We start from the raw sequence: 12,114 nt of genomic DNA, 5'->3' as shown, positions 1-12,114 counted from the left end.
CGCGCCCCCCGTCTGCAGGACCGACGGGCACAACGACGATGCCCCTCGCGCTGAGAGTGAAGAGAAAAGGAGGGCCCATGGAGGGTCCAGAGATCACGTTCGCCGAAGCCGCCATCGACAACGGCAGCTTCGGCACCCGCACCGTCCGGTTCGAGACCGGGCGCCTGGCCAAGCAGGCCGGCGGCTCCGTCACCGCCTACCTCGACGACGACACCATGCTGCTGTCGACCACGACGGCCGGCAAGCACCCGAAGGACCACTTCGACTTCTTCCCGCTGACGGTGGACGTCGAGGAGCGCATGTACGCGCTGGGCAAGATCCCGGGCAGCTTCTTCCGTCGCGAGGGTCGCCCCTCGACCGACGCGGTCCTCACCTGCCGCCTCATCGACCGCCCGCTGCGCCCGACCTTCGCCAAGGGCCTGCGCAACGAGGTGCAGGTCGTCATCAGCGTCCTCTCGCTGAACCCCGACCACCAGTACGACGTGCTGGCGATCAACGCCGCGTCCCTGTCCACCCAGATCTCGGGCCTGCCGTTCAGCGGCCCGATCGGTGGCGTGCGCGTCTCGCTCATCGACGGCCAGTGGGTCGCCTTCCCGAACTTCTCCGACGCCGCGCGCTCGACCTTCGACATGGTCGTCGCCGGTCGGGTCGTCGACGGCGACGACGTCGCCATCATGATGGTCGAGGCCGAGTCCACCGAGGCCACCTGGGACCTGGTGAGGTCCGAGGGCAAGCAGGCCCCGACCGAGGACGTCGTGGCCCAGGGGCTCGAGGAGTCCAAGAAGTTCATCAAGGCCCTGTGCGAGGCGCAGGCCGAGCTGGCGGCCAAGGCAGCCAAGGAGGTGCAGGAGTTCCCGCGCTTCCTCGACTACGACGACGACGCCTACTCCGCCGTCGAGGAGGCCACCAGCGGTGACCTGGCCTCGGCGCTGCAGATCGCGGGCAAGGCCGAGCGCGAGGACCGGATCGATGAGATCAAGGCCGCGATGACGGCCCGGCTGGCCGGGGACGACGCCGCCTACGCCGGCCGCGAGAAGGAGCTCTCGGCGGCCTACCGCGCCGTGCAGAAGAAGCTCATCCGCGAGCGCATCCTGCGCGACGAGGTCCGCATCGACGGTCGTGGGCTCAAGGACATCAGGGCACTCTCGGCCGAGGTCGAGGTCATCCCGCGGTCGCACGGCTCGGCGATCTTCGAGCGCGGCGAGACCCAGATCATGGGTGTCACCACGCTGAACATGCTGCGGATGGAGCAGCAGCTGGACACCCTCTCGCCGGTGACCCGCAAGCGCTACATGCACAACTACAACTTCCCGCCGTACTCGACCGGTGAGACCGGTCGCGTCGGATCGCCCAAGCGTCGCGAGATCGGGCACGGTGCGCTCGCCGAGCGCGCCCTGATGCCGGTGCTGCCGAGCCGCGAGGAGTTCCCCTACGCCATCCGTCAGGTCTCCGAGGCCCTGAGCTCCAACGGCTCGACCTCCATGGGCTCGGTGTGCGCGTCCACCATGGCGTTGCTCAACGCCGGGGTGCCGCTGCGCGCGCCCGTCGCGGGCATCGCGATGGGCCTGGTCTCGGCCGAGGTCGACGGCCAGACGAGGTATGCCGCGCTGACCGACATCCTCGGCGCGGAGGACGCCTTCGGCGACATGGACTTCAAGGTCGCCGGGACGCGGGAGTTCGTCACCGCGATCCAGCTGGACACCAAGCTCGACGGCATCCCCGCCGACGTGCTCGGTGGCGCGCTCACCCAGGCCCGGGACGCCCGGATGCACATCCTGGACGTCATGACCGAGGCCATCGACGCCCCGGACGAGATGAGCCCCTACGCGCCGCGCGTCATCTCGGTGCGCGTGCCCGTGGACAAGATCGGTGAGGTCATCGGCCCGAAGGGCAAGATGATCAACCAGATCCAGGAGGACACCGGCGCCGACATCTCCATCGAGGACGACGGCACCGTCTACATCGGCGCGACCGACGGCCCGTCGGCCGAGGCCGCGCGGGCGGCGGTCAACGCGATCGCCAACCCGCAGATGCCGGAGATCGGCGAGCGCTTCCTGGGCACCGTGGTCAAGACCACGACCTTCGGGGCGTTCATCTCCCTGCTGCCCGGCAAGGACGGGCTGCTGCACATCTCCGAGATCCGCAAGCTGGTGGGCGGCAAGCGCATCGACGCGGTCGAGGACGTCATGGGCGTGGGCCAGAAGGTCCAGGTGGAGCTCAAGGAGATCGACCCGCGCGGCAAGCTGTCGCTCGCCGCGGTGGTCGCCGGTGAGCAGGGCGGCGCGTCCGGCCCTGCTTCGGAGGGCGCTGCGCCGGTCGTCGAGCCGGCGGTCGACGCCCCCTCCCCGGTGGCCGAGGTCCTGGAGGCGCCGGAGAGCGGTGCCGCCACCGAGGTCCCGGAGGCGCCCGAGGTCGAGGCCGCGGGGTCGGAGGAGACCGGCTCCGATCAGGAGGGTGGCGACCGGCCCCGCCGTCAGCGCCGTCGTCGTGGCGGCCGCGGTCGCGGGAGCAACGGCACCGGCACCGAGGGTGGCGAGAACGGCTCCGACGAGGGCTGAGCAGACGCGCGGACCACACCGCGACATGACGAAGGGCGGGCCCGATCGGGCCCGCCCTTCGGCGTCGTCGCGGCGTGCTCCGCGCCTCGGGTCAGGCGACCTGAGCGCGACGCCGGATCTGCGGCGCCGGGGCGCCGACGTGCCAGCGCATCTCCATCCGGGTGCGACCGGACGCGTCCGTCACCGGGACCCACGTGAGGGCCCGGGTCGGTCGCGCGGTCCGCAGCGGTCGAACGCTCGCCATGGGATCCACCTCCTCCAGGTCGGTCGAACGGTATGCCGTTCATCTTTTGTTCACCTAGCGTACCCCAAGACGTCGCAGAAGTGAACGACAGGTGAACGGGCGTGGCGCGGCGACCGGCGAGCAGCGGTCCCGTGCGGCCCGACGAGGCAGCGCGGGGGGAGGCGCCGGGGGAGGGGGGGCTGCTCAGGAGCGGGTGGAGGGCGACCTGGCGGGGGTGCCGTGGGTGGTCTCGTGCAGGAACCTCTCGAGCGGGCCGCGACGTCCGGTGGCCACGATCAGGGCGCCGGCCACGAGGGCCAGCACGCTGTGCAGCACGAGACCGGTCGTGGTGTCACGGGCCAGCGGCCCGGTGTCCCCGAGCGGGGTCGACAGGATGAGCACGTGGGCGACGTAGAGGGTGAGGGTCGTCCGCCCGGCGCCGGCGAGGACCGACCAGGGCAGGCGCCGCGTGAGCCGGACGAGAGCCAGGCAGCCGCCGAGGACGAGCAGGGCGGTGCCGGTGGTGTGGACGAGGTCCACGACGCTGCCGCTGTGCGGGGCCCAGACGCCCAGCCACCACGCGCTCCCCTCGGGGTGGGTGCCGTAGAACCCCGTACGACGGTCCGCGTCGAGCACGGCCCACGAGCCGGCGTCGAGGCCGACGCTGTCGAGCAGGGCGCTGCGCACCTGCTGGGAGCGCAGCACCAGGGCGGAGACCCCGAGCGCCAGGGCGGCCGAGGCCGCGCCCCCGACGAGGAGGGAGCCGACGACCGTGCGGTCGGCGCCGCCCCGCGCCTGCACCCACCTGCCCACGGCCAGTCCGGCGAACAGGTAGGTGGCCCAGGTCAGCACCGGGTAGTACCCGGTGACCAGCAGCTCGACGACCATCTGGAGCGGCGCGATGAGCAGGGACGCCAGGGACGGGACCATGAGGGTCGGCTCCGGGAGCACCTGTCGCACCAGCAGGCTGACCACCGGGCTGAGCAGACCCCACCCGAGCGCCAGCCATGCCAGGGACCGGGCCTGCCACCGCAGGACCGGCAGGGCGCAGCAGAAGAGCACGCCGTAGTAGGTGAGGATCACGGCGATGCCCGAGCTCGGGATCCCGATGACGAGGCCGATCGCCGCGATGAGCGCCGAGCGCACGAGCAGCCGGCGCCGGTGGAGGCGGGGGTCCTCGCGGACCGCGGCGATCGGTGCGGCCAGCGCGATGCCGACGCCCGCCAGCACCGCGAAGAGAGCCGAGGAGCGGCCGGCGACGAGCTGGAACACCCAGCTGACCCCGCCCGGGCCGCCGCCCTCCTGGACGGCCAGGTGCGCGGCGAACATGCCCAGCAGCGCGAGGGTGCGCGCCAGGTCGACCCCCACCAGCCGCCGTGACGTGGTCATCGGGGCCTCACGTCCACGCGACCAGCCGCACCTCGCGGACGGTGCGTCCGTCGTCACCGACGACCCGGTCCCGCCAGGCCCCGTCCGGCTCGAACCCGGCCGCCTGCAGGAACCCCCGCGTGGTGCCGGCCTCGGCGAGCACCCAGGTCGCGACGCCCTCGAGCTGGTCGTGGGCGGCGCGGAGGGTGTCGACGGCCGCGTTGAGCAGGCGGGAGCCGTGGCCGGCGGCCCGGGCCTCCGGGTGCACGCCGCCGTCCAGGAGCAGCGCGCAGGTCCCCTCCGGCAGGCCGGGTTCGTCGTCGGCCGGGCCGACCGCGACGTAGCCCGTCACCTGCGGGCCAGCGCAGGCCACGAGAAGACGGTGCCGTGGCGTCGGTGGGTGCTCCAGCGACGCGCGCCAGGCGGCCGCGAAGCGTGGCCCGGTCAGCGCGTCCAGGACCTCCTGGTCCAGCACGTCGGCGAGCTCGTGCTGCCAGACGAAGGCCTGGACCAGGCCCACGGCCGGGGCGTCGTTCGGGCGCGCGGTACGGACGCTGGCGTCGGCGGCGGGGGGCTGCTCGTGCTGATGGCTCACCCGACCAGTCTCGCACCGGCCCCGGTATTACAGACGCACCGTCACTTGACGTGCGTTGCGTTATACAACGGAGCTCATCTCTGGCACACTGGGACCATGTACGGCAACGACTTCGGCCAGCCCGGCGCCACGGACTCCCGGGCGGGCGCGCCCCCGCACCCCCTCAACGCCGCGGAGACGCCGGACTACACCGACGCGCTCGCGGAGTACTTCGACGGTCTCATCGAGCAGGACCAGCGGGTCGAGCCGCGCGACGCCATGCCGGAGGCCTACCGCACCACGCTGATCCGCCAGATGGCCCAGCACGCCCACTCCGAGATCATCGGTATGCAGCCGGAGGCCAACTGGATCACCCGTGCGCCCTCGCTGCGCCGCAAGGCGATCCTCATGGCCAAGGTGCAGGACGAGGCCGGGCACGGGTTGTACCTCTACTCCGCCGCCGAGACCCTGGGCGTGGACCGTTCCGAGCTGCTCGACAAGCTGCACTCGGGCCGGCAGAAGTACTCCTCGATCTTCAACTACCCCACCCTGACGTGGGCGGACGCGGGCGCGATCGGCTGGCTCGTGGACGGTGCGGCGATCATGAACCAGGTGCCGCTGTGCCGCTGCTCCTACGGCCCTTACGCGCGGGCCATGATCCGGGTGTGCAAGGAGGAGTCCTTCCACCAGCGCCAGGGCTTCGAGATCCTCTGGGTGCTCGCCCGCGGGACGAAGGAGCAGAAGGCCATGGCGCAGGACGCGGCGAACCGGTGGTGGTGGCCGGCGCTGCAGATGTTCGGCCCGCCGGACACCGGCGAGCACGCGAGCACCGGGCACACCGCGCAGAGCATGGCGTGGGGCATCAAGCGCTTCTCCAACGACGACCTGCGGCAGAAGTTCGTCGACATGACCGTTCCGCAGGCCCAGAAGCTCGGGATCACCCTGCCCGACCCGGATCTGGCCTGGAACGAGGAGCGCGGGCACTGGGACTTCGGCGCCATCGACTGGGACGAGTTCTGGCGTGTCCTCAAGGGCGACGGCCCCTGCAACGAGCAGCGCATCCGCACCCGGGTCGAGGCCCACGACGAAGGCGCGTGGGTGCGTGAGGCCGCGGACGCGTATGCCGCTAAGCAGGCCGCCCGGCACGAGCAGGGGGCGGTCGCGTGACCTCCGGAACCTGGCCGCTGTGGGAGGTGTTCGTGCGGGCCAAGCGCGGCCTGTCGCACGTGCACGCCGGTTCGCTGCACGCCCCCGACCGGGAGATGGCGCTGCGCAACGCGCGCGACCTCTACACCCGGCGTCAGGAGGGTGTCTCGATCTGGGTGGTGGCCTCCGAGGACATCACCGCGTCGAGCCCGGACGAGCGCGACAGCTTCTTCGACCCGGCGGCGGACAAGGTCTACCGGCACCCCACGTTCTACGACGTGCCGGAGGATGTGGAGTACCTGTGACCGAGCAGCACCACGTCGACTACCTGCTCGGGCTGGGCGACGACGCGCTCATCTACGCCCAGCGCCTCGGTGAGTGGCTCACGCACGCGCCGCAGATCGAAGAGGACATGGCCCTCGGCAACGTGGCCCTCGACCTCGTCGGCCAGGCCCGGGCCCTGCTGACCCACGCCGGGGAGGTCGAGGGAGCGGACCCGGTCCGCGACGAGGACGACCTGGCGATGCTGCGGCACGAGCGCGAGTTCCGCAACGTCCAGCTCGTCGAGCAGCCGCGCGGCGACTTCGCCCACGAGATGGCCCGGCTCCTGTGGTTCTCGACCTACCAGCGCGAGCTGTATACCGCGGTGCTCACCTCGACCGACGAGACCCTGGCGGGGGTCGCCGCCAAGGCGGTCAAGGAGGTCGACTACCACCGCGACCACGCGACCCAGTGGGTGCTGCGCCTGGGGGACGGCACCCAGGAGAGCCACGACCGGATGCAGGCAGCTCTCGTCGCGGTGCACCCCTATGTCGCGGAGTTGGGCGAGGACCACGACGCCGCGCGCTGGGCCGCCGAGCACAGGGTCGGCGTGCTGCCCTCGAGCCTGACGGACGCGGTCAACGCCTACGTCGTCGGGGTGCTGGAGCAGGCCACGCTCGCCATGCCGGACGCCCCTCGCTGGCACGCCCGGGGCGGGCGTGCGGGTGTGCACTCCGAGGTCATGGGCTACCTGCTGGCCGAGATGCAGCACCTCCACCGCAGCCATCCCGGTGCGAGCTGGTGAGGGCCGCCGTGCTGGACCCCGACCTCGTGGCCCGGGTGGAGCAGGACATGCGCGCCGTCCCCGACCCGGAGATCCCGGTCATCACCATCGACGACCTGGGGGTCATCCGCCGGGTCGAGACGGCTGACGTCGACGGGCATCCGGGGATGCGGGTCACCATCACCCCCACCTACTCCGGCTGCCCGGCGATGCACGCCATGGCCGACGCGGTCGTCGAGGCCGGCCGGGCCCACGGCATACCGGTCGAGGTCGTGACCCGGCTCTCGCCCGCCTGGACGACCGACTGGATGAGCGAGCAGGGCAGGGCCAGGTTGCGTCGGTTCGGGATAGCACCACCCACCGGGGAGCGGGCGCACGCCGCCCCTCCCGGGCCGGTGCCCGTCGGACTCCAGCTGCGGGTCGTCACCTGCCCGCAGTGCGGGTCCGACGACACCGAGGAGGTCGCCCGGTTCGGGTCCACGGCCTGCAAGGCGCTGCGCCGGTGCCGGACCTGCCGGGAGCCCTTCGACGAGTTCAAGACGATCTAGACGCCCGGGGGCTCCGCCCCCGGGTCCCCCCGCAGCTGGGGCTCCGCCCCAGACCCCGAGGAGACCGATGAGCCTGATCCAGCAGCCGACGCGGCGCCGCGCGAGGTTCCACGACCTCACGGTGAGCCGGGTGGACCGCCTGACCGACGAGGCGATCGCCCTGAGCTTCGCGGTCCCCGAGGACCTGCGCGAGGAGTTCGCCTTCGAGCCCGGTCAGCACCTCACGGTGCGGGCCACGATCGAGGGCCAGGACGTCCGCCGCTCCTACTCCTGCTGCATCTCCCGCGGCCGGTCCCGGGAGACCGGTGAGGTCCGGGTGGCCGCCGCGACGGTCCCCGGGGGTCTGATGTCCGGCTGGCTCAACGAGCAGGTGCAGCCCGGAGACACGCTGCAGGTCATGACGCCCATGGGGTCCTTCGTGTGCCCGACCCAGCCGACCGCCGCCAGGCACCACGTGGGCATCGCCGCCGGGTCCGGGATCACCCCGGTGCTCTCCCTGCTCACGACCGCGCTGGAGGAGGAGCCGGACTCCCGGGTGACCCTCGTCTTCGGCAACCGGCGGACCGACTCGGTGATGTTCCTGGAGGAGCTCATGGACCTCAAGAACCGCTTCCCGCAGCGGTTCACCCTGCTCAACGTGCTCTCCCGCGAGCCGCAGGACGCCGAGCTGCTCACCGGCCGCATCGACCGCGACAAGGTCGAGCAGCTCCTGGCCACCTTCATCCCCGAGGACCAGGTGGACGAGTGGTACCTCTGCGGGCCGTTCGGGATGGTGGAGACGGTGCAGGAGGTGCTGGCGGGTCGCGGGGTGGACCCCGAGCACGTGCACCACGAGATCTTCCACGTCGACAGCGACGGTGCGCCGGTCACCACCCCGGACGAGGACGCGACGCCCCGCGACCCAGGCGCCCCTCCCGAGGCGGTCGCCACCGTCACGCTCGACGGGCGCACCACCACCGTGCCGATGGCCAGTGCCGCCGAGACCATCCTGGCGGCGACCCTGCGGGAGCGTCCGGACGCTCCCTTCTCCTGCACCGGCGGCGTGTGCGGCACCTGCCGCGCCAAGGTCGTCGACGGCGAGGTCCGGATGGACCGCAACTACGCCCTGGAGCCCGACGAGGTCGAGCGCGGCTACCGCCTCATGTGCCAGTCGCACCCGGTGACCGAGAAGGTCACCATCGACTACGACGCCTGAGGGCGGGCCGGCGCCGGTGCTGTCGCACCGCCACGCCTGGAGCGAGGGCCCCAGGGGCCGACTCCGGTGAGTCCCCGGAGGGGCCTCAGCGGTCCAGCAGCTCGTGCCAGGCGACGCCCAGCTGGTCCAGCAGCTCGCGCAGCAGCGGCAGGCTGACGCCGACCACCGCGTGGTAGTCGCCCTCGATGCCTCGCACGTAGGGACCGCCGAGGCCGTCGACGGTGAACCCGCCGGCGACCTGCAGCGGCTCGCCGGTGCCGACGTAGTGGGCGATCTCGGCGTCGGTCAGATCCGCGAAGTGCACGACGGTGGACGCGGTCGCGCCCAGCGTGGCGCCGGTGCCGGGGGAGTCGGCCGCGTCCTCGCGGTCGTCGACGAGCCAGTGGCCGGTGTGCAGCGTTCCCGACCGGCCGCGCATGGTCTGCCAGCGCTCCACCGCGACCTGCGAGGAGTGCGGCTTGCCGAAGACCTGCCCGTCCAGCTCCAGCACCGAGTCGCACCCCAGGACGAGGGCGTCGACACCGTGCTCGCGGCTCACCTGCTCGGCCTTGGCCCGGGCGAGGGTCAGCGCGACGTCGGAAGCGTCGAGCTCCCCGTGCCGCTCCTGCGCGGCGGCCAGGGCCGCGTCCTCGTCCACCCCGGACACGATGACCTCGGGGGACACGCCCGCCCGGGTGAGCGTGGTGAGACGGGCAGGGGAGGCGGAGGCGAGCACGAGGGGGATCACGGACGAGAGCGTACCCGTGGCGGACCCCGTCCTCCGGGTGGCGCCCCCCGACCCACGCACCCCGTCGCCCCTGCGCCGTCCGCCCGTGCCCCGGTCGGACGCGTTCTCGCTGCACGCGTTCCCGACCGCGAATCCTCCCCGCCCCGTCGTGCTGTCCGCTGTCGTCACACGCGCCGCATCCGTCACGGCAGCCCCGTCCTGCGGAGACGATGACCGTTGCGCGGGATATATCCCCGGCATCTGCACGTTTCCTCGCACCGGGGGGCCCGTGGGGCCTATGGGTGTCATGGTGCGAGGCGGCGAGGCGCGGTCGCGACTCGGGACGGAGCCGGCGTCACGACCGGCCGCCGGTGTTGTCACGACCGGCCGCCAGCGTTCTCACGACCGACCGCCGTCGTCGTCACGACCGGCCGGAGGGCCCCTCGTGCTGCGGGCCCGGCTCGTCCTGCGCCACTGCGCCGGGGCCACCGGCGCCGGACTTCCACGTCTGCGCGTCGAGGGCGTGGACGAGGTGTCGCACCAGCTCGGGGTATGCCGTCGCGTCCACCCTCGGGTGGTCGAAGTCACGCGTCGGGTCGCGCCGCAGCCCGATGCGGCCCATGACCCGCAACGAGGGGGTGTTGACCGCCGGGGTGAACGAGACGATCTCCGCCAGCCCGAGCTCGGTGAAGCCGAGACGCAGCGCCTCCGTGGCCGCCTCGGTGGCGAAACCGTGGCCCCACGCCGGCCGCGCCAGGCGCCACCCCACCTCGACGGCCGGCCCCGAGGGCAGGAAGTCGGCGGGCCAGAGGCCGGTGTAGCCGAGGAACTCGCCGGTGTCGCGCCGCTCCAGGGCCCACAGCCCGTAGCCGCGCTCGGACCAGCAGGCGTCGATGCGGCGGACGAAGGCGTCCGAGCGCTCGCGGCTCATCGGGCCCTGCAGGTGGCGCATCACCTCGGGGTCGGTGTTCATCGCGGCGAACGGCTCCCGGTCGGCCTCGACGAACCCGCGCAGCACGAGCCGGCGGGTGGTCCGCCGCGGGGTCTGCGGGCGACCGCTCACAGCTCGCCGAGCACCGCCGCACGCAGGGTGTCCAGGCCGACGCCACCGATGTCCAGCGCCCGCCGGTGGAAGGCCTGGAGGTCGAAGGCGTCCCCCTCCCGGCGCCGGCACTCCTCCCGCAGCTCCAGCCACAGCCGCTCGCCGATCTTGTAGCTCGGTGCCTGCCCCGGCCAGCCGAGGTAGCGGTCGAGCTCGAAGCGCAGGGACTCCTCGTTCTCGGGCGCGTGCGCGGTGAGGAACCGCCACGCCTTGTCGTAGGTCCACTCGCCGCCCCCGACCTCGGCCGGTGCCTCGAAGCCGCAGTGCACCCCGATGTCGATGACCACCCGGGCCGCCCGCAGCGACTGCCCACCGAGCAGGCCCATCCGGTTGCCCGGGTCGTCCATGTGGCCCAGGTCGGCCATGAGCCACTCGGCGTAGAGGGCCCAGCCCTCCCCGTGCCCCGAGGTCCAGGACGCCAGCCGGCGCCAGCGGTTGAGCAGCTCGGAGCGGTAGACGGTCTGCGCGATCTGGAGGTGGTGGCCCGGGACCCCCTCGTGGTAGACGGTGGTGAGCTCGCGCCAGGTGGAGAAGCGGGTCACCCCCTGGGGCACCGACCACCACATCCGTCCCGGACGGCTGAAGTCCTCGCTGGGTCCGGTGTAGTAGATCCCCCCGGTCTGGCTGGGCGCGATCATGCACTCGATGCGCCGCACCGGCTCCGGCACGTCGAACTGCGTGCCGGCCAGCTCCCGCACCGCCTCGTCCGCCGTGACCTGCATCCACCCGCGCAGCGCGTCGGTGCCCTCGAGGGCGTAGGCCGGGTCGGCGTCCAGGATCGCGACAGCCTCCTCGACGCTCGCGCCCGGCCGGACCTGCTCGGCCGTCTCCTCCATGAGCCGGGTGATCCGGGCGAGCTCCTCCTGGCCCCAGCGGTAGGTCTCCTCGAGGTCGATGTCGGCCCCGAGGAAGCTGCGCGAGTGCAGCCGGTAGCGCTCCTGCCCGCACGCGTCCGACTCCGGCGCCTGCGGCTCCAGCTCCCCGGCGAGGTATGCCGCGAGCTCGCCGAAGGCCGCCTTGGCCCCGGTCACCGCCTCCGCGAGCTCGGTGCGCAGGGACTCGGGCTGGTCCGTCGCCTCACCGGCGAGGGCGTCGAAGCTGCTCGCGGTGTCACCGGCCTGGTCGCGGCACTGCGCGGCGACGGCGCGCACCTGCCGCACCGGCGGCACCTGGCCCTGCCCGGCGGACCAGGCGAGGGCGGAGACGAACTGCTGCAGCGCCGGCGGGACGGCCCGCAGCCGGGCGACGACGGTGCTCCAGTCCTGCTCGGTGTCCTTGGGCATGAGGTCGAAGATGTCGCGCACCGCCTGCGGCGCCGAGGCGATGACGTTGAGCTCCACCGGGGCCCGCCCGGACAGGACGAGGTCCGCGAGCTCGACCTCCAGGCCGAGCCGCTCGCGCAGCGCGGCCACGGTGACCCGGTCGGTGTCGTCGACCGGCCGGGCGCCCTCCAGGGCGGCCAGGGTCGCGGCGGCCTGCTCCCGCTGGGCCCGCACCCCGTCCAGCGACAGGTCGTCGATCTCGGCGTCCCGCCCGGGCACGCCCAGGTAGGTCGCCTCGAGCGGGCTGAGCGCCACCGTGGCGTCCAGGTGCGCCTCGGCGATGCGGTCGATGTCGGTGGCGGTGCGGCTCTGCGTTCTCACCCCCGC

12 protein-coding genes are annotated in these 12,114 nt (G+C 72.8%); 6 read left to right on the top strand and 6 right to left on the bottom strand.

The features are described from left to right. The first annotated feature begins 77 nt into the window (after positions 1 to 77). Positions 78 to 2,558 carry a polyribonucleotide nucleotidyltransferase gene (locus Q0795_RS15380; RefSeq protein ID WP_298891116.1) on the top strand — a complete coding sequence of 827 codons (2,481 nt, stop codon included), beginning with the start codon at positions 78 to 80 and terminating at the stop codon, positions 2,556 to 2,558. A gap of 91 nt (positions 2,559 to 2,649) precedes the next feature. Here the strand turns inward: Q0795_RS15380 and Q0795_RS15375 are convergent, their stop codons facing one another. The 3 genes from Q0795_RS15375 to Q0795_RS15365 all read right to left on the bottom strand — a co-directional run bounded on the left by Q0795_RS15375 (position 2,650) and on the right by Q0795_RS15365 (position 4,744). Next, positions 2,650 to 2,802 carry a hypothetical protein gene (locus tag Q0795_RS15375; RefSeq protein ID WP_161937881.1) on the bottom strand — a complete coding sequence of 51 codons (153 nt, stop codon included), beginning with the start codon at positions 2,800 to 2,802 and terminating at the stop codon, positions 2,650 to 2,652. Between the two features lie 183 nt (positions 2,803 to 2,985). After that, the gene (locus Q0795_RS15370) at positions 2,986 to 4,170 is read right to left on the bottom strand and encodes a heparan-alpha-glucosaminide N-acetyltransferase domain-containing protein (RefSeq protein WP_298891114.1); all 1,185 of its coding nucleotides are present in this window, start codon (positions 4,168 to 4,170) and stop codon (positions 2,986 to 2,988) included. A gap of 7 nt (positions 4,171 to 4,177) precedes the next feature. Further along, on the bottom strand, positions 4,178 to 4,744 hold the full coding sequence (locus Q0795_RS15365; RefSeq protein ID WP_298891112.1) for a GNAT family N-acetyltransferase: 567 nt from the start codon (positions 4,742 to 4,744) through the stop codon (positions 4,178 to 4,180). A 96-nt stretch (positions 4,745 to 4,840) separates the two neighbouring features. Here Q0795_RS15365 and paaA point away from each other — a divergent pair, with 96 nt between their 5' ends. From paaA to paaE, 5 genes are all read left to right on the top strand, one after another. After that, positions 4,841 to 5,890 carry a 1,2-phenylacetyl-CoA epoxidase subunit PaaA gene (paaA, locus tag Q0795_RS15360; protein ID WP_298891110.1) on the top strand — a complete coding sequence of 350 codons (1,050 nt, stop codon included), beginning with the start codon at positions 4,841 to 4,843 and terminating at the stop codon, positions 5,888 to 5,890. Further along, the gene (paaB, locus tag Q0795_RS15355) at positions 5,887 to 6,174 is read left to right on the top strand and encodes a 1,2-phenylacetyl-CoA epoxidase subunit PaaB (RefSeq protein WP_058891712.1); all 288 of its coding nucleotides are present in this window, start codon (positions 5,887 to 5,889) and stop codon (positions 6,172 to 6,174) included. Before paaA ends, paaB begins: the two co-directional genes overlap by 4 nt. Continuing rightward, entirely contained in the window at positions 6,171 to 6,935 is a 765-nt protein-coding gene (gene paaC / locus Q0795_RS15350) for a 1,2-phenylacetyl-CoA epoxidase subunit PaaC (RefSeq protein ID WP_298891103.1), read from the top strand. Before paaB ends, paaC begins: the two co-directional genes overlap by 4 nt. Further along, positions 6,932 to 7,462, top strand: a complete 531-nt coding sequence (paaD, locus tag Q0795_RS15345) for a 1,2-phenylacetyl-CoA epoxidase subunit PaaD (RefSeq protein WP_298891101.1) — start codon at positions 6,932 to 6,934, stop codon at positions 7,460 to 7,462. Before paaC ends, paaD begins: the two co-directional genes overlap by 4 nt. A 67-nt stretch (positions 7,463 to 7,529) precedes the next feature. Then, on the top strand, positions 7,530 to 8,657 hold the full coding sequence (gene paaE, locus Q0795_RS15340) for a 1,2-phenylacetyl-CoA epoxidase subunit PaaE (RefSeq protein ID WP_298891099.1): 1,128 nt from the start codon (positions 7,530 to 7,532) through the stop codon (positions 8,655 to 8,657). Positions 8,658 to 8,742: 85 nt separating this feature from the next. On the opposite strand, the gene Q0795_RS15335 is transcribed toward paaE, so the two are convergent. From Q0795_RS15335 to Q0795_RS15325, 3 genes are all read right to left on the bottom strand, one after another. Beyond that, positions 8,743 to 9,384: a nucleoside triphosphate pyrophosphatase gene (locus Q0795_RS15335; protein WP_298891097.1), complete on the bottom strand. Its 642-nt coding sequence runs from the start codon at positions 9,382 to 9,384 to the stop codon at positions 8,743 to 8,745. Positions 9,385 to 9,784: 400 nt separating this feature from the next. Further along, entirely contained in the window at positions 9,785 to 10,426 is a 642-nt protein-coding gene (locus tag Q0795_RS15330) for a GNAT family N-acetyltransferase (RefSeq protein WP_298891095.1), read from the bottom strand. After that, positions 10,423 to 12,108 (bottom strand): DUF885 domain-containing protein, encoded by a 1,686-nt coding sequence (locus Q0795_RS15325; protein ID WP_298891093.1) that lies wholly within the window; start codon positions 12,106 to 12,108, stop codon positions 10,423 to 10,425. Before Q0795_RS15325 ends, Q0795_RS15330 begins: the two co-directional genes overlap by 4 nt. Positions 12,109 to 12,114: the final 6 nt, after the last annotated feature.

The organism is uncultured Serinicoccus sp., from assembly GCF_947487915.1.
Lineage (GTDB): Bacteria > Actinomycetota > Actinomycetes > Actinomycetales > Dermatophilaceae > Ornithinicoccus.
This window is presented reverse-complemented; position numbering and strand designations above follow the sequence as displayed.

Excerpts from the sequence above, each read along its gene's own strand:
- Q0795_RS15380 (WP_298891116.1), top strand. The coding sequence starts at position 78 with ATGGAGGGTCCAGAGATCACGTTCGCCGAAGCCGCCATCGACAACGGC.
- Q0795_RS15375 (WP_161937881.1), bottom strand. The coding sequence starts at position 2,802 with ATGGCGAGCGTTCGACCGCTGCGGACCGCGCGACCGACCCGGGCCCTC.
- Q0795_RS15370 (WP_298891114.1), bottom strand. The coding sequence starts at position 4,170 with ATGACCACGTCACGGCGGCTGGTGGGGGTCGACCTGGCGCGCACCCTC.
- paaE (WP_298891099.1), top strand. The coding sequence starts at position 7,530 with ATGAGCCTGATCCAGCAGCCGACGCGGCGCCGCGCGAGGTTCCACGAC.
- paaA (WP_298891110.1), top strand. The coding sequence starts at position 4,841 with ATGTACGGCAACGACTTCGGCCAGCCCGGCGCCACGGACTCCCGGGCG.